14 protein-coding genes and 1 tRNA gene are annotated in these 15,875 nt (G+C 70.6%); 12 read left to right on the top strand and 3 right to left on the bottom strand.

From position 1 onward, the window contains the following. The first annotated feature begins 31 nt into the window (after positions 1–31). From ACZ4Z3_RS02435 to ACZ4Z3_RS02455, 5 genes are all read left to right on the top strand, one after another. Positions 32–889 carry a siderophore-interacting protein gene (locus tag ACZ4Z3_RS02435; RefSeq protein ID WP_468499281.1) on the top strand — a complete coding sequence of 286 codons (858 nt, stop codon included), beginning with the start codon at positions 32–34 and terminating at the stop codon, positions 887–889. Positions 890–1,082: 193 nt separating this feature from the next. Continuing rightward, positions 1,083–2,552, top strand: a complete 1,470-nt coding sequence (gene desA / locus ACZ4Z3_RS02440; protein WP_468499282.1) for a lysine decarboxylase DesA — start codon at positions 1,083–1,085, stop codon at positions 2,550–2,552. Beyond that, positions 2,533–3,822: a lysine N(6)-hydroxylase/L-ornithine N(5)-oxygenase family protein gene (locus ACZ4Z3_RS02445; RefSeq protein WP_468499283.1), complete on the top strand. Its 1,290-nt coding sequence runs from the start codon at positions 2,533–2,535 to the stop codon at positions 3,820–3,822. Before desA ends, ACZ4Z3_RS02445 begins: the two co-directional genes overlap by 20 nt. Then, on the top strand, positions 3,819–4,364 hold the full coding sequence (locus ACZ4Z3_RS02450; RefSeq protein ID WP_468499284.1) for a GNAT family N-acetyltransferase: 546 nt from the start codon (positions 3,819–3,821) through the stop codon (positions 4,362–4,364). The genes ACZ4Z3_RS02445 and ACZ4Z3_RS02450 overlap by 4 nt, the downstream gene beginning before the upstream one ends. Then, positions 4,361–6,133, top strand: a complete 1,773-nt coding sequence (locus ACZ4Z3_RS02455) for an IucA/IucC family protein (protein ID WP_468499285.1) — start codon at positions 4,361–4,363, stop codon at positions 6,131–6,133. Before ACZ4Z3_RS02450 ends, ACZ4Z3_RS02455 begins: the two co-directional genes overlap by 4 nt. A gap of 274 nt (positions 6,134–6,407) precedes the next feature. On the opposite strand, the gene ACZ4Z3_RS02460 is transcribed toward ACZ4Z3_RS02455, so the two are convergent. Next, complete coding sequence (locus ACZ4Z3_RS02460) at positions 6,408–8,030, bottom strand: beta-N-acetylhexosaminidase (protein WP_468499286.1); 1,623 nt, start codon at positions 8,028–8,030, stop codon at positions 6,408–6,410. Between the two features lie 101 nt (positions 8,031–8,131). Between ACZ4Z3_RS02460 and ACZ4Z3_RS02465 the strand changes: the two genes are divergently transcribed. The 3 genes from ACZ4Z3_RS02465 (at position 8,132) to glmS (ending at position 11,306) form a co-directional block, all read left to right on the top strand. Further along, positions 8,132–8,995 carry a DUF4429 domain-containing protein gene (locus tag ACZ4Z3_RS02465; protein WP_468499287.1) on the top strand — a complete coding sequence of 288 codons (864 nt, stop codon included), beginning with the start codon at positions 8,132–8,134 and terminating at the stop codon, positions 8,993–8,995. Positions 8,996–9,178: 183 nt separating this feature from the next. Then, a complete protein-coding gene (locus ACZ4Z3_RS02470) occupies positions 9,179–9,436 on the top strand; it encodes a hypothetical protein (protein WP_055521645.1) in 258 nt (85 codons plus the stop codon). Positions 9,437–9,488: 52 nt separating this feature from the next. Next, complete coding sequence (gene glmS, locus ACZ4Z3_RS02475) at positions 9,489–11,306, top strand: glutamine--fructose-6-phosphate transaminase (isomerizing) (RefSeq protein ID WP_468499288.1); 1,818 nt, start codon at positions 9,489–9,491, stop codon at positions 11,304–11,306. Between the two features lie 151 nt (positions 11,307–11,457). On the opposite strand, the gene ACZ4Z3_RS02480 is transcribed toward glmS, so the two are convergent. Together ACZ4Z3_RS02480 and ACZ4Z3_RS02485 are read right to left on the bottom strand one after the other, a co-directional pair. Beyond that, on the bottom strand, positions 11,458–11,790 hold the full coding sequence (locus ACZ4Z3_RS02480) for a hypothetical protein (protein WP_468499289.1): 333 nt from the start codon (positions 11,788–11,790) through the stop codon (positions 11,458–11,460). 110 nt (positions 11,791–11,900) lie between these two features. Next, entirely contained in the window at positions 11,901–12,431 is a 531-nt protein-coding gene (locus tag ACZ4Z3_RS02485) for a universal stress protein (RefSeq protein WP_468499290.1), read from the bottom strand. Positions 12,432–12,978: 547 nt separating this feature from the next. Here ACZ4Z3_RS02485 and ACZ4Z3_RS02490 point away from each other — a divergent pair. From ACZ4Z3_RS02490 to ACZ4Z3_RS02505, 4 genes are all read left to right on the top strand, one after another. Then, the gene (locus ACZ4Z3_RS02490; RefSeq protein WP_468499529.1) at positions 12,979–13,311 is read left to right on the top strand and encodes a hypothetical protein; all 333 of its coding nucleotides are present in this window, start codon (positions 12,979–12,981) and stop codon (positions 13,309–13,311) included. A 378-nt stretch (positions 13,312–13,689) separates the two neighbouring features. Beyond that, the gene (locus tag ACZ4Z3_RS02495) at positions 13,690–14,919 is read left to right on the top strand and encodes a helix-turn-helix domain-containing protein (protein ID WP_468499291.1); all 1,230 of its coding nucleotides are present in this window, start codon (positions 13,690–13,692) and stop codon (positions 14,917–14,919) included. Between the two features lie 92 nt (positions 14,920–15,011). Beyond that, complete coding sequence (orn, locus tag ACZ4Z3_RS02500; protein WP_055511897.1) at positions 15,012–15,614, top strand: oligoribonuclease; 603 nt, start codon at positions 15,012–15,014, stop codon at positions 15,612–15,614. A gap of 127 nt (positions 15,615–15,741) precedes the next feature. Continuing rightward, positions 15,742–15,814, top strand: a tRNA-His gene (locus ACZ4Z3_RS02505). The last annotated feature ends 61 nt before the right edge of the window (positions 15,815–15,875 follow it).

Genomic DNA, 15,875 nt, shown 5'->3' on the forward strand with positions numbered 1-15,875 from the left:
TACACCCACGCCCCCATCGAGGAGCTCTGCCATGACGACGGCCGTAGCCGCCCCCTTCCGTTTCTTCTCTCTTCAGGTCGTGCGGACGGAGCGGCTGGGGCCGTCTCTCGTGCGTGTCTCCTTCGCCGGGGACGACCTGCGGTTCTTCCTGTCGGACGGGAGGGACCAGTCGCTGTCGCTGTTCCTGCCGCGGCCGGGGCAGGACGTGCCGGCCGTGCCGTACGAGCTGGGCGACGGCTGGTGGCAGGCGTGGCGGGAGCTGCCCGACGACGTGCGGGCGGTGATGCGCTCGTACACGCTGCGGGGGCTGCGCACCGACGTGCGCGGGGAGACCGTCGAGATCGACATCGACTTCGTGCTGCACGGGGTGGAGCCGGGGGCCGCCGTGCCCGCCGGGCCCGCGTCGCGGTGGGCGTCGCAGGCGTCGGCCGGGGACCGGGTCGTGCTGCTCGGGCCGGCGATCGCCGACAACCGGGCGATCCGGTTCCGGCCGCCGGCCGACACCGATCTGGTGGTGATCTGGGGGGACGAGACGGCGCTGCCCGCCGCCTCGGCGATCCTGGAGTCGCTGCCCGCCGGGACGCCGGCACGGGTCTGGCTGGAGGTCCACCACGCGGGGGACATCCAGGACCTGTCCACCGAGGCCGACGCCGAGATCACCTGGCTGGTGCGCGGCGAGGGCGCGCCGTCCGCGCTGGACGCCGTCCGCGCCGCCCCGCTGCCGTCCGGCGGGCTTCCGTACGCGTGGATCGCCGGTGAGTCCGGCCGGGTCAAGGAGCTGCGTCGGCATCTCGTGCGGGAGCGCGGGATCGACAAGCGGCGCGTGACCTTCGTCGGGTACTGGCGTGAGGGTCTGACGGAGGAACAGCTGCGCGAGCGCGGCGAGTAGACCCCGGCTCCAACTCCCCGCCACCCAGGAGTGACTGACGTGATGACGGTCACGGCCGGGGCATGGCCTCACCCGACCTAGTTAGGTTAGGCTAACCTAAGCGAACCGGTGATTCCGTCCCTCTCCTCGCCCATCGGCCCCCACCGTCGCCTCACCGTCCCACCCGGACCGCCCCCGCTCGGAGGACCTCCCCATGCGCTCGCACCTGCTCAATGACACGACCGCGGAGCGGTACCGCCGCACCGTGACCGAAGGCGTGGAGCGGGTGGCGGCCAGACTCGCCACCACCGACCGACCGTTCACCGGTGTCAGCGTCGACGCCCTCGCTCCCGCCATCGAGAGGATCGACCTCGACAAGCCGCTGCACGACACGGCCGCCGTCCTCGACGAGCTGGAGGACGTCTACCTCCGGGACGCGATCTACTTCCACCACCCCCGCTACCTCGCCCACCTCAACTGCCCGGTCGTCATCCCGGCCGTGCTAGGCGAGGCCGTCCTGTCCGCCGTCAACTCCTCGCTGGACACCTGGGACCAGTCCGCGGGCGGCACGCTGATCGAGCGGAAACTCATCGACTGGACCAACGAGCGCGTCGGCTTCGGCCCCGCCGCCGACGGCGTGTTCACCTCCGGCGGCTCGCAGTCCAACCTCCAGGCCCTGCTCCTCGCCCGGGAGGAGGCGAAGCCGGGGCCCGGCGGGTGGCGGGGGCCCGCCGACACCGCCCGACTGCGGATCTTCGCCTCCGAGGTCAGCCACTTCAGCGTGCAGAAGTCCGCGAAACTGCTGGGCCTCGGGCAGGACGCGGTCGTCTCCGTCCCGGTCGACGCCGACAAGCGGATGCAGACCATGGCGCTCGCCCGTGAGCTGGAGCGCTGCCAGGCCGAGGGCCTCGTCCCCATGGCCGTCGTCGCCACCGCCGGCACCACCGACTTCGGTTCGATCGACCCGCTGCCCGAGATGGCCGAGCTGTGCGCCCAGTACGGGGCGTGGATGCACGTCGACGCCGCCTACGGCTGCGGGCTGCTGGTCTCCCGCAAGCGGCGCGCCCTGCTCGACGGCATCGAGCGCGCCGACTCGGTCACCGTCGACTACCACAAGTCCTTCTTCCAGCCGGTGAGTTCGTCCGCCGTCCTGGTCCGGGACGGGGCGACCCTGCGCCACGCCACGTACCACGCGGAGTACCTCAACCCGCGCCGCATGGTCACCGAGCGCATCCCCAACCAGGTCGACAAGTCCCTCCAGACCACCCGCCGCTTCGACGCGCTGAAGCTGTGGATGACCCTGCGCACGATGGGCGCCGACGGCGTCGGGCAACTCTTCGACGAAGTCTGCGACCTGGCGGAGGAGGGCTGGCGGCTGCTCGCCGCCGACCCGCGCTACGACGTGGTCGTGGAGCCGCGGCTGTCCACGCTGGTCTACCGCTACATCCCCGAGTCCGTCACCGACCCGGACGAGATCGACCGCGCCAACCTGTACGCCCGCAAGGCCCTGTTCGCCTCCGGCGACGCCGTGGTGGCGGGCACCAAGGTGGGCGGCCGCCACTACCTGAAGTTCACCCTGCTCAACCCCGAGACCACGGTCGCCGACATCGCCGCCGTGCTCGATCTGATCGCCGGCCACGCCGAGCAGTACCTGGGAGAGTCCCTTGACCGCGTCGCTTCCTGAATCCGCCGTGCACGTCCACGACTTCATCGGCATCGGACTGGGACCCTTCAACCTGGGCCTCGCCTGCCTCACCGAGCCCATCGCCGAACTCGACGGGATCTTCCTGGACGCGAAGCCCCACTTCGAGTGGCACTCGGGGATGTTCCTCGACGGCGCCCACCTGCAGACCCCGTTCATGTCGGACCTGGTCACCCTCGCCGACCCGACGTCGCCGTACTCCTTCCTCAACTACCTGAAGGACTCCGGCCGGCTGTACTCGTTCTACATCCGCGAGAACTTCTACCCCCTGCGCGTCGAGTACGACGACTACTGCCGCTGGGCCGCGAACCGGCTGACCAACGTCCGCTTCGGCACGACGGTCACCGAGGTGACGTACGAGGACGACGTGTACGCCGTACGGACGGCCGACGGCGACGTCCTGCGCGCCCGCCGGCTGGTTCTCGGCACCGGCACCGTCCCCTACCTCCCCGAGGCGTGCGAGGGCCTGGGCGGCGACTTCTTCCACAACGCTCAGTACATGCACCGCAAGGCGGAGCTGCTGAAGAAGAAGTCGATCACGATCGTCGGCAGCGGCCAGAGCGCCGCGGAGATCTACTACGAACTGCTCTCCGAGATCGACGTCCACGGCTACCAGCTCAACTGGGTCACCCGCTCCCCGCGGTTCTTCCCCCTCGAATACACCAAGCTGACGCTGGAGATGACGTCCCCGGACTACATCGACTACTTCCGCGCGCTGCCCGAGGACACCCGCTACCGGCTGGAGAAGCAGCAGAAGGGCCTGTTCAAGGGCATCAACTCGGAGCTGATCGACTCCATCTTCGACCTGCTCTACCAGAAGAACGTGACCGCCGGCGGCCGCCCGGTCCCGACCCGGCTGCTCACCAACTCGTCGCTGAACAGCGCCACCCACGAGGGCGGGCGGTACACGCTCGGCTTCCGCCAGGACGAGCAGGGCAAGGACTTCGAGATCGAGACCGAGGGCCTGGTCCTCGCCACCGGCTACCACTACCGGCCGCCGGCGTTCCTCGCCCCGATCCGCGACCGCCTCGTCTTCGACGGCCACGGCCGCTTCGACGTGGCCCGCAACTACGCCGTCGACACCACCGGCCGCGGGATCTTCCTGCAGAACGCGGGCGTCCACACCCACAGCGTCACCTCGCCCGACCTCGGTATGGGCGCGTACCGCAACGCGTCCATCATCCGCGAGCTGCTGGGCACCGAGTACTACCCGGTCGAGAAGACCATCGCCTTCCAGGAGTTCGCCGTATGACCTTCACCTTCCGTCCCCTGGACCCGCTGAAGGACGCCGAGCTGCTGCACGGCTGGGTCACGCACCCCAAGGCCGCGTACTGGATGATGCAGGACGCCCGGCCGGCGGACGTCGAGCGCGCCTACATGGAGATCGCGGCCGACCCGCACCACCACGCCCTGCTGGGCCTGCGCGACGGCGAGCCCGTGTTCCTCATGGAGAAGTACGACCCGGCCCACCGCGAGCTGGTGGGCCTGTACGAACCGGAGCCCGGCGACGTCGGCATGCACTTCCTGGTGCCGCCGACCGACACCCCCGTGCACGGGTTCACCCGGTCCGTGATCACCGCCGTGATGGCGCACCTCTTCGCGGACCCGGCCACCCGCCGTGTCGTCGTCGAGCCGGACGTCGCCAACACGGCGGTGCACGCGCTCAACGCGTTCGTCGGTTTCGTCCCCGACCGTGAGATCGACAAGCCGGAGAAGCGCGCGCTGCTGAGCTTCTGCACGCGCGAGCAGTTTTACGAGGCGCGCGGCCTCGCCGCCCGAGGAGTCGCCGTATGACCCCGTCCGATGCCGTGGCGCATCTGTCCCCCCACCGCTGGGCACGGGCCAACCGCCTGCTCATCCGCAAAGCCCTGGCCGAGTTCGCCCATGAGCGGCTCATCACGCCGGAGGCCACCGCCGACGGCCGCTTCGAGGTCCGTGGCGACGACGGTCAGACCCGCTACGGGTTCACCGCGCGGCGCTACGCCCTCGACCACTGGCAGGTCGACGCCGACTCGATCACCCGTCACCGGGACGGCGTCGACCTCCCCCTCGCCGCCCTGGACTTCTTCATCGAACTGAAGGGGTCCCTGGGGCTGAGCGACGAGATCCTCCCGGTCTACCTGGAGGAGATCTCCTCCACCCTCTCCGGCACCTGCTACAAGCTGACCAAACCGCAGATCCCGGTCGCCGAGCTGGTGGACGCCGGCTTCCAGGCCATCGAGACGGGGATGACCGAGGGCCACCCCTGCTTCGTCGCCAACAACGGCCGACTCGGCTTCGGCGTCCACGAGTACCTGGCGTACGCCCCCGAGACGGCGAGCCCGGTCCGCCTGGTGTGGCTGGCCGCGCACCGCTCGCGGGCGGCGTTCACGGCGGGCGTCGGCATCGAGTACGAGGCGTTCCTGCGGGACGAGCTGGGCGCGGAGACCGTCGCCCGCTTCACCTCCGTCCTCACCGACCTGGAACTCGACCCGGCCGAGTACCTGTTCATCCCGGTCCACCCCTGGCAGTGGTGGAACAAGCTCTCCGTCACCTTCGCCGCCGAGGTCGCCCAGCGGCACCTCGTGCTGCTCGGCGAGGGCGACGACGAGTACCTGGCCCAGCAGTCCATCCGGACCTTCTTCAACAGCTCCAGCCCGGAGAAGCACTACGTAAAGACGGCCCTGTCCGTCCTCAACATGGGCTTCATGCGGGGCCTGTCCGCGGCGTACATGGAGGCGACCCCGGCGATCAACGACTGGCTGGCCGCCCTGATCGAGAACGACCCGGTGCTGAAGTCGACGGGCCTGTCGATCATCCGCGAGCGCGCCGCCGTCGGCTACCGGCACCTGGAGTACGAGGCCGCCACCGACCGGTACTCCCCGTACCGCAAGATGCTGGCCGCGCTGTGGCGGGAGAGCCCCGTGTCCGGGCTCCAGGAGGGCGAGTCGCTGGCGACGATGGCCTCCCTGCTCCATGTCGACCACGAGGGCAACGGCTTCGCGGCGGCCCTGATCGCCCGCTCCGGCCTCACCCCGACGGAGTGGCTGCGCCGCTACCTGAGGGCGTACCTCACCCCGCTCCTGCACAGCTTCTACGCCTACGACCTGGCGTTCATGCCGCACGGCGAGAACGTCATCCTGGTCCTGAGGGACGGCGTGGTCGAGCGGGCGATCTACAAGGACATCGCCGAGGAGATCGCGGTCATGGACCCTCAGGCGGTGCTCCCGCCGACGGTCGAGCGCGTGCGCGTGGACGTCCCCGACGACAAGAAACTCCTGTCGATCTTCACGGACGTCTTCGACTGCTTCTTCCGCTTCCTCGCCGCCCAACTGGTCGAGGAGAGTGTTCTGGAGGAGGAGGACTTCTGGCGCACGGTCGCCGAGACGGTCCGCGACCACCAGCGGGCGCTGCCGGAACTCGCCGACAGGTTCGCCCAGTACGACATGTTCGCCCCCGAGTTCGCGCTGTCCTGCCTCAACCGGCTCCAACTGCGCGACAACCGCCAGATGGTCGACCTGTCGGACCCGTCGGGCGCGCTGCAACTGGTCGGCGACCTGAAGAACCCGATAGCGGGCCTGTAGCCCCCGGCAAGGCCCCCAGAACGGACGGGCACCTCGGAGTACGGTCCTCCGAGGTGCCCGTCGTGTTCCGTCGATGCATGGCGGGTGCGGCTGAGTGGGGGCTGGTCGCGCAGTTCCCCGCGCCCCTGAAAAGCGACCGGGGCTGCGCCCCGTGCTTTTCAACAGCGCCACGGGGATGAAGGCCGGGCCGCAGGCCCAAGCCTTCAGGGGCGCGGGGAACTGCGCGAGAAACCACACACCACCCGCACCCGCCAACGAACCCCGCACCCCCGAGCTATGAGGAGCCCGGCCCACCCCACGGCACCTGTGGCGATCGGTAGTACCCGATCCCGAGCGCCTCCCACCGCGGCCCCTGCGCAGCAAGCCGCACCCGGTAGTCGCCCCAGTCGTGCGTGGACGCCGGTGACCAGCCCAGTTCGGCGACCCCCGGCAGCCTCGGGAACACCATGTGATCCATGTCGGCCGGCGTCACGATCGTCTCCGTCCACAGCGGCGCCTCGACCCCCCGCACCGCGGACTCCGGCACCCCCGCCCCCGCCAGATAGGCGCCCGGATCCCAGTCGTAGGACCGCCGCACCTCCACGTATCCCGCCCAGTCGAGCCCCAGCCGCGTGTCCTTGTCGTACTTCATGTCGAGGTAGATCCGGTCGGCCGGCGAGAGGACGATCCCCGTGCCGTTGCGCGCGGCGGCCGCGACCCGCTCCTTCTCCTCCGGCTCGGTGCCGTCGAGGCCCCAGTACTGGGCCAGGGCGCCCCGCGCCGGGGTCGCGCCGGTGAGCTGGTGCCAGCCGATGACCGTCTTGCCGTACCGGGCGACGATCGGCTGCACCCGGTCCATGAACGTCACGTAGTCCGCGTGGCTGGTGGAGTGCGCCTCGTCGCCGCCGATGTGGAGATAGCGGCCCGGCGTGAGCGCGGCCAGCTCCCGTACGACGTCGTCGACGAAGTCGTACGTCACGTCCTTGTCGACGCACAGCGAGCTGAAGCCGACGTCGGTGCCGGTGTAGAGCGGGGGCGCGACGCCGTCGCAGTTCAGCTCGGCGTAGGAGGCGAGGGCCGCGTTGGTGTGGCCGGGCATGTCGATCTCGGGGACGACCTCCAGGTGGCGGGAGGCCGCGTACCGGACGATCTCCCGGTAGTCGGCCTTCGTGTAGAAGCCGCCGGGGCCGCCGCCGACCTGGGTGGAGCCGCCGTGGGCGGCGAGCCGCGGCCAGGAGTCGACGGCGATGCGCCAGCCCTGGTCGTCGGAGAGGTGCAGATGCAGCTTGTTGAACTTGTAGAGCGCCAACTGATCGACGTACCGCTTGACCTGGTCGACGGTGAAGAAGTGCCGGGACACGTCGAGCATGGCCCCGCGCCAGGCGTAGCGCGGCACGTCCTCGACGATGCCGCCCGCGACCGTCCAGGGTCCCTGCTGCACGGAGTCCTTCTCGACCGCCGGGGGCAGCAGTTGGCGCAGGGTCTGCACCCCGTGGAAGAGGCCGGCGGCCGTGCGGGCGGTGATCGTCACGCCGGAGCGGGCGCTGCGCAGCCGGTACCCCTCCTGCCCGAGCGCCGGCTCGTGCGCCGCCAACCGCAGCCGGACATCGCCTCCCTCGCCCCTCGCCCGGTCCGTCACGGGCAGCCGGTAGCCGGTCGACGGCCGCAGGACGCCCGCCAGGTACTCCCCCACCCGCCGTGCCTCGGGGCCGCCGTCCACGACGAGGCGCGCGCCGCTCGTCAGCCGGTACGGCGTTCCCCCGGCCTCGACCCGGGCGGGGGCCGGGATCACCTGCCCGAGGGGGACCGTGGTGACGTCGGCGTTCTCGGACACGGGCGCGGCTCCCACGGCGAAGATCCCGGCCACCACGAACAGCAGCGCACCGAGAAGGCGAGTCGATCTGTGGCGCGGTCTCACGACGTGCTCCCTCCCACAACCGAACGGACGACACCACCATCCCCGCAATGAGCCGCCAGGTCTAGACCATCTCGGTGCACGGCCGGTGAAAGAATCCCCGCATGGCGGAAATCCTCCAGCGGGACGGGTCGTGGACCTTCGACGGCGACACCCTGCGGCTCACGCCGGGCCGCGACAAGAGCGTGAGTCTCCTCCGCAGGACACTCGGTGAAGTCTCCGTCCCCCTGGGCGCGTTGGCGGGGATCTCGTTCGAGCAGGGCAGGAAGTCGGGGCGGTTGCGCCTCCGGCTGCGCGACGGCGCCGACCCGCTGCTCCAGGTGACGGGCGGCAGGCTCACCGACGGCAACGACCCGTACCAGCTGAGCGTCGACGCCGACCGGTACGGGGTCGCCGAGTACGTCGTGGACGAGGTACGCAACGCGCTGCTGCTCGACCAGGTGCCCGCCGACGCGGTGGGCGCGTATCTGCTGCCGGGCCCGGTCGTCCCGCTCTCCGTCTCCGCCGGGGACGGCACGGCGAGCTTCGACGGCGAGCACGTACGCCTGGAGTGGAACTGGAAGACGGAGGACGCGAAGGCGGCGGCCGGACCCCGGACACTGGCGCTGGCCGACATCGCGGCCGTGGAGTGGCAGCCCTCGGCGGGCCTGGAGAACGGCGCCCTGCGCTTCACCGTGCGGAACGCGCCGACCAAGGCGCCTGCCAAGTACGACCCCAACTCCGTGGAACTGTGGGGCTTCAAGAAGGACCCGCTGATGGCGCTCGTCGCGGCGGCCGTACAGGCCCGGCTGCCGCACCCGTCGAGCGCCGGCGACACCGGGCCGAAGCAGCTCCCGCCCGCCGGCGGCGGGGACGACCACGACGCCCTGCTGCGCCGCCTGCGCGAACTGGGCGAGCTGCACAGGTCCGGTGTCCTCACGGACGAGGAGTTCACGCTGGCCAAGCAGGCGGTCCTCAAGCGCATGTGACCCGCCCGAATTGGCGTCCGAAAGTCGTCGCCTCAGGCGACGGGATGCGGGCCATCGGATGGACGGACACCGGACAGGCACCCATAACACGTTCAACGTTCTCCCGAGGCTCCACCACAGGGTCCTGCCCGAAATCGGGCAGAATTCTTGCGAAACACACGCTCGTACCCCAGGATCTACCGGGTGCACGACGAACTTGTCGATCATCTGACGCGGTCCACGCCCCTGAGCCGGGGCGAGGCACTGCGGGTGATCCAGGACGTGCTCGCCTACTTCGACGAGACGACGGAGGACTACGTCCGTCGCCGCCACCGCGAGCTCCAGGCCCAGGGCCTGGTGAACGCGGCGATCTTCGAACGGATCGAGGCGGACCTGAAATACCGGGCGGTCGCGCCGCCGGAGCTCACGCTCAGGCAGCTGCGCCGCATCGTCTACGGCTGACGGGAAGGCCACGGACCCGGTCCACACCGACCGAGAAACGGGATACCCATATATGTGCGGAATTGTCGGCTACATCGGCAAGCGTGATGTCGCGCCGCTGCTCCTGGAGGGCCTGCAGCGCCTGGAGTACCGGGGCTACGACTCGGCGGGCATAGTGGTCACCTCGCCCAAGGCGGCGGGCCTGAAGATGGTCAAGGCCAAGGGCCGGGTCCGCGACCTGGAGGCCAAGGTCCCCGCGCGCTTCAAGGGCACCACCGGCATCGCCCACACCCGCTGGGCCACCCACGGCGCCCCGTCCGATGTGAACGCCCACCCGCACATGTCGGCCGACAACAAGGTCGCCGTCGTCCACAACGGCATCATCGACAACGCCTCCGACCTGCGGAAGAAGCTCGAGGCGGACGGCGTCGAGTTCCTCTCCGAGACCGACACCGAGGTCCTCACCCACCTCATCGCCCGCTCCCAGGCCACCACCCTGGAGGAGAAGGTCCGCCAGGCGGTCCGCATCGTCGAGGGCACCTACGGCATCGCCGTGATGCACGCCGACTTCAACGACCGCATCGTCGTCGCCCGCAACGGCTCCCCGGTCGTCCTCGGCATCGGCGAGAAGGAGATGTTCGTCGCCTCGGACATCGCCGCGCTGGTCGCCCACACCCGGCAGATAGTGACCCTCGACGACGGCGAGATGGCCACCCTCAAGGCCGACGACTTCCGCACCTACACCACGGAGGGCACCCGCACCACCGCGGAGCCCACCACCGTGGAGTGGGAGGCCGCCTCGTACGACATGGGCGGCCACGACACGTACATGCACAAGGAGATCCACGAGCAGGCCGACGCCGTGGACCGTGTGCTGCGCGGCCGCATCGACGACCGGTTCTCCACCGTGCACCTCGGCGGCCTCAACCTGGACGCCCGCGAGGCGCGCCAGATCCGCCGGGTGAAGATCCTCGGCTGCGGCACCTCGTACCACGCGGGCATGATCGGCGCCCAGATGATCGAGGAGCTGGCCCGTATCCCCGCCGACGCCGAGCCGGCCTCCGAGTTCCGCTACCGCAACGCGGTCGTGGACCCCGACACCCTCTACGTCGCCGTCTCCCAGTCCGGTGAGACCTACGACGTGCTGGCGGCCGTCCAGGAGCTGAAGCGCAAGGGCGCCCGCGTCCTCGGTGTGGTGAACGTCGTCGGCTCGGCGATCGCCCGCGAGGCCGACGGCGGCATCTACGTCCACGCGGGCCCCGAGGTCTGCGTGGTCTCCACGAAGTGCTTCACCAACACGACGGTGGCCTTCGCGCTCCTCGCCCTGCACCTGGGCCGCACCCGTGACCTCTCGGTCCGCGACGGCAAGCGGATCATCGAGGGCCTGCGCAAGCTGCCCGGCCAGATCGCCGAGATGCTGGAGCAGGAGGAGGAGATCAAGAAGCTGGCCCTGGAGTACGCCGAGGCCCGCTCGATGCTCTTCATCGGCCGGGTCCGCGGCTACCCGGTCGCCCGCGAAGCCTCCCTCAAGCTCAAGGAGGTCTCCTACATCCACGCCGAGGCCTACCCCGCCTCCGAGCTGAAGCACGGCCCGCTGGCCCTGATCGAGCCGGCCCTCCCCACGGTCGCGATCGTCCCCGACGACGACCTGCTGGAGAAGAACCGCGCCGCCCTGGAGGAGATCAAGGCCCGCAGCGGCAAGATCCTCGCCGTCGCCCACCAGGAGCAGGAGAAGGCCGACCAGACGATCCTCGTCCCCAAGAACGAGGACGAGCTCGACCCGATCCTCATGGGCATCCCCCTCCAACTCCTCGCCTACCACACGGCGCTGGCCCTCGGCCGGGACATCGACAAGCCGCGCAACCTGGCGAAGTCGGTGACGGTGGAGTAGGCGGGACGCCGCAGAGGCTGCCGGCGGTCGCCCGCTCCGAGGAGCCCTGACCTCTCGCGCACCAAACGAACGGACCCCCACGCGGTGACACCTCACCCGTGGGGGTCCGTCATGTCGCCGGGGTCGCCCAACTCCCCGACATCGGCTGCCGTCAACCCGTGGCCGTCACACCCCGTCCGGCAGCCCGCCCGGTAAGCGTCGTGGGCCAGTGGGCCAACGCCGCGGTGGCCGCGTACCAGGCCACCAGCCCGCCCACGGCGGCGACCCATCCGCCGGCCTTCGCGAGCCCGCCGCTGTCACCGAAGGACGCGACGGCGAGCAGCAGCATCGCCGCGCACAGCAGCCCGTACGTCGCCCGTGTGAGCGTCCCGGCGCCGGGCGCCCCGAGCGTCAGGCTCAGCGCGACGAACGCCAACAGGGTCAGTGCGAGAGCGAGTTGGCCGAGAGTCGTGGTGTTGCTTCCCGCGGAGACGTCGTTGTCCACGGCGGGGCTCCCTTCGTGCGCGTGCGGTGGTGCGGCGATCGGGTTATGCCCTTCACAAGGGCACAAACACCTCTACGCGCCAGTAGGTTCACGCGGCGGAAAGGGAGCGGTTACGGGATGACGATGACGGGTCGCTGCGCCCGCTTGGCGAGGCGTCCGGCGACGGAGCCGAAGATCCGTCCGACGAGGCCGTGCGTGGATCCGACGACGATCGCGTCGGCCTCGTACTCCCGCCCCACCTCTTCGAGTTCGTGGCAGATGTCACCGCCGCGCTCGACGAGGATCCACGGCACCTCGGCGAGGTAGTCGGCGCAGGCGAGCTCCAGCCCGAGCACCTCGGTGCGGTGATCCGGTACGTCGACGAAGACCGGCGGCTCGCAGCCGGCCCACACGGTCGTGGGCAGCCGGTTGGCGACGTGGACGATGATCAGGCCCGAGCCGGAACGGCGGGCCATGCCGATGGAGTAGGCGAGGGCGCGCTCACTGGACGTCGAACCGTCGAAGCCGACGACGACGCCGTGCTTGAAGGCGGGATCGCAGCTGGGGCGTGCCTCTTCCGCCGCGAGGGGGTCGGCCGCCGTGTGATCGGCGACGGGACGTCGCTTGCGGTCCGCGGAGTCGAAGAATTCGTGACCGGCCATGGGTGTCTCGGCGTTTGGATCCTCGTGGGTGGGACGACGTGGATGGGACGTCAGTGTGAGGCGGAGCTGTGTCCGGGAATCATCTTCCCAACCCCATACCCCCAAGGGTACGGCCGCACGCCTCCTCCGCGCACCGGCTCCGCGGGGTTCCAGGGAGCATGCACGACCCCCCGCCCGTAACGCAATGGTTGCTGCCACGTACAGCCGGTTCACGCCGCCGGCAGGGGCGCCGTACGGCCGCCGGTGCGTGCCGGGCGGCGCCCGGAGGTCCACCCGAGGGAACGTCGGCAGTGACCGACGGGTCGAACACGCGTTGAACCCCGGTAAGCCAGACCCGAGGGAGTCAGAAGCGAGCAAGCCCGTGTCCGCACCCCGCCCCGCCCGACCGTCGCCCCACCCCGCCCCCGACGCCCCGCGCACCGCGGCCGACGCCCCGCGCACCGTCCGCGACACCCCCCGCTCCTCCGCGGCGGACGGGCCCCCTCCGGCCGACGGCCCCTCCGTCGCGCCCGTCCCCTCCCCCGCCCACCCCGACACCGCGACGGACGTGGTCCGCTGGGCGGCGTTCAGCTGTGTGCTCGTGCCGGTCGTCCTCGTCTGGTACGGCACCTCGCTGGCCGGTGCGACGGGGGCGGCGCTGGGCCTGGCCGCGGTGACCGGGGTGTGCCGCGTCCTCCTGCGCCAGTCCGAACGCGGAGCCGCCCACGCGGCCGACATGGCACACACGGCACCGGTCCCCCCGAGTCGCTCGCCGCGCGTGGCCCGAACCGACCACGGCGTGGCCGAAGAACACTCTCCCCAGCGCGGCCGACATGGCCGTACGGACTCGGGGGTGCACAGGGGCCGGCGGAACTCCGGTCCGAGCATGCCGGTCGACTGACCGGTTTCCGCACACACCCCCGTATCTTTTCAGCCAACTTCGGCTCACCGGGCATCCCTGGGTCGAACACCCCTCCACGCCCGGTTCGACCTGCACTGAAAGGGGTCCCGGGGCCGCGCGCACCCTACGTGGACCAGCCACGGGGACGAGGCGTACTTCCCTGCACGGCCCACGAGTGCAACGCTTCGTGATCGAATGCTTTACGCCAAGTTGCCATGTCGACAATGTGCCGGGTGGCGAACTGGTCACGACGGCACCACGCGACACAGTAGATTCGATCATGACTGTCTTACGGCGGGGGACTCGTGCAGGACCGAGGGGAAACGTGCAGGAGCGACACAACCGAGGAGCCGCGACCACCGAGGGGGGCTTAGCAGGATGAGCCACGACTCCACCGCCGCGCCGGATGCCGCGGCCCGGAAGCTTTCCGGGCGTCGCCGCAAGGAGATCGTCGCGGTGCTGCTGTTCAGCGGCGGCCCCATCTTCGAGAGTTCCATACCACTGTCGGTGTTCGGGATCGACCGCCAGGACGCCGGCGTACCGCGCTACCGCCTTCTGGTGTGCGCGGGCGAGGAAGGACCCCTGCGGACCACAGGGGGCCTGGAACTCACCGCACCGAACGGCCTGGAGGCGATCTCGCGGGCGGGCACGGTGGTCGTGCCCGCATGGCGTTCGATCACCTCACCGCCGCCGGAGGAAGCGCTCGACGCCCTGCGTCGCGCGCACGAAGAGGGCGCCCGCATCGTGGGGCTGTGCACCGGTGCGTTCGTGCTGGCCGCGGCCGGACTGCTGGACGGCAGACCGGCCACCACGCACTGGATGTACGCGCCGACGCTGGCCAAGCGCTATCCGTCCGTCCATGTCGATCCACGGGAGCTCTTCGTGGACGACGGGGACGTACTGACATCGGCCGGCACCGCGGCCGGAATCGATCTGTGTCTGCACATCGTGCGGACGGACCACGGCAACGAGGCGGCCGGCGCGCTGGCCCGCCGGCTGGTGGTACCGCCGCGCCGGTCGGGCGGCCAGGAGCGCTATCTCGATCGGTCTTTACCGGAGGAGATCGGCGCCGACCCGCTCGCCGAGGTCGTCGCCTGGGCGCTGGAGCACCTCCACGAGCAGTTCGACGTGGAGACGCTCGCGGCGCGCGCGTACATGAGCCGCCGGACGTTCGACCGACGGTTCCGGTCGCTGACGGGCAGCGCCCCGCTGCAGTGGCTGATCACCCAGCGGGTGCTGCAGGCGCAGCGGCTGCTGGAGACGTCGGACTACTCGGTGGACGAGGTCGCGGGCCGTTGCGGCTTCCGTTCGCCGGTGGCGCTGCGCGGGCACTTCCGCCGCCAGCTCGGCTCGTCCCCGGCGGCGTACCGGGCGGCCTACCGTGCCCGTCGTCCGCAGGGCGACAAGCCCGTCGAGCACGACAGCCAGGCCGGCCACCACGGTCCGTCCCCGGTGTCGCCGGAGCACGCCCACGGGGTGCCGCTCCAGGCCCGTCGTACGGCCGCGGCGAGCGCCCTGGCGCCGTCCGCGTCCCTCGCGACGGACGGCGGCGCCAAGCCGGAGCTGTACGCCACCGGCCGGCTGCCGGGGCAGCGCAGCGCGCACTAGCGCACAGTGGCGCCTGACGGCCCGGTCCCGCACTGGATCACCCCGGTGCAGGACCGGGCCGTACGGCTGTCACGGGCCGTAAGGTGAGACACATGAACGATCGCATGGTGTGGATCGACTGCGAGATGACCGGCCTCTCGCTGTCCGACGACGCGCTCATCGAGGTGGCCGCCCTCGTCACCGACTCCGAGCTGAACGTGCTCGGTGACGGTGTCGACATCGTCATCCGCCCGCCGGACTCGGCGCTGGAGACCATGCCGGAGGTGGTGCGCCAGATGCACACCGCGTCCGGTCTGCTCGACGCTCTGCCCGGCGGCACGACCCTGGCGGACGCCGAGGAGCAGGTCCTCGCGTACGTCCGTGAACACGTGAAGGAGCCGGGCAAGGCGCCGCTGTGCGGGAACTCGGTGGGCACGGACCGCGGCTTCCTGCTGCGGGACATGCCGACGCTGGAGGACTACCTCCACTACCGGATCGTGGACGTCTCCTCGGTCAAGGAGCTGGCCCGGCGCTGGTACCCGAGGGCGTACTTCAACAGCCCGGAGAAGAACGGCAACCACCGCGCGCTGGCGGACATCCGCGAGTCCATCGCCGAACTCCGCTACTACCGCGAGGCGATCTTCGTCCCGCAGCCCGGCCCCGACTCCGACACCGCCCGCACGATCGCCGCGAAGCACGTCCTGCCAGCGGGTTAGGCCGGCTCCGGCGGCCCTGCCGGGCCCCGGAAGCCCCGCGGGGAAAGGTGTGCGCGGGCACCCCTGAAGACCCTGTACACTTTTTCTCGGCCGGTCGGGGAAACCTTCGGATGAACCGCCGGTCATGGTGGGTGTAGCTCAGCTGGTAGAGCACCTGGTTGTGGTCCAGGATGTCGCGGGTTCGAGTCCCGTCACTCACCCTGATGCATCGGCCCCGGCCCGCGGAAGCGGACCGGGGCCGATCGTCTTTCCCGCACATGC

It is taken from the genome of Streptomyces sp. NPDC030296, assembly GCF_055572815.1.

What these genes read in the sequence shown, in the direction of transcription:
- ACZ4Z3_RS02435 (WP_468499281.1), top strand. Translation starts at nt 32, where the DNA reads ATGACGACGGCCGTAGCCGCCCCCTTCCGTTTCTTCTCTCTTCAGGTC.
- desA (WP_468499282.1), top strand. Translation starts at nt 1,083, where the DNA reads ATGCGCTCGCACCTGCTCAATGACACGACCGCGGAGCGGTACCGCCGC.
- ACZ4Z3_RS02450 (WP_468499284.1), top strand. Translation starts at nt 3,819, where the DNA reads ATGACCTTCACCTTCCGTCCCCTGGACCCGCTGAAGGACGCCGAGCTG.
- ACZ4Z3_RS02455 (WP_468499285.1), top strand. Translation starts at nt 4,361, where the DNA reads ATGACCCCGTCCGATGCCGTGGCGCATCTGTCCCCCCACCGCTGGGCA.
- ACZ4Z3_RS02465 (WP_468499287.1), top strand. Translation starts at nt 8,132, where the DNA reads ATGGCGGAAATCCTCCAGCGGGACGGGTCGTGGACCTTCGACGGCGAC.
- glmS (WP_468499288.1), top strand. Translation starts at nt 9,489, where the DNA reads ATGTGCGGAATTGTCGGCTACATCGGCAAGCGTGATGTCGCGCCGCTG.
- ACZ4Z3_RS02485 (WP_468499290.1), bottom strand. Translation starts at nt 12,431, where the DNA reads ATGGCCGGTCACGAATTCTTCGACTCCGCGGACCGCAAGCGACGTCCC.
- ACZ4Z3_RS02495 (WP_468499291.1), top strand. Translation starts at nt 13,690, where the DNA reads ATGAGCCACGACTCCACCGCCGCGCCGGATGCCGCGGCCCGGAAGCTT.
- orn (WP_055511897.1), top strand. Translation starts at nt 15,012, where the DNA reads ATGAACGATCGCATGGTGTGGATCGACTGCGAGATGACCGGCCTCTCG.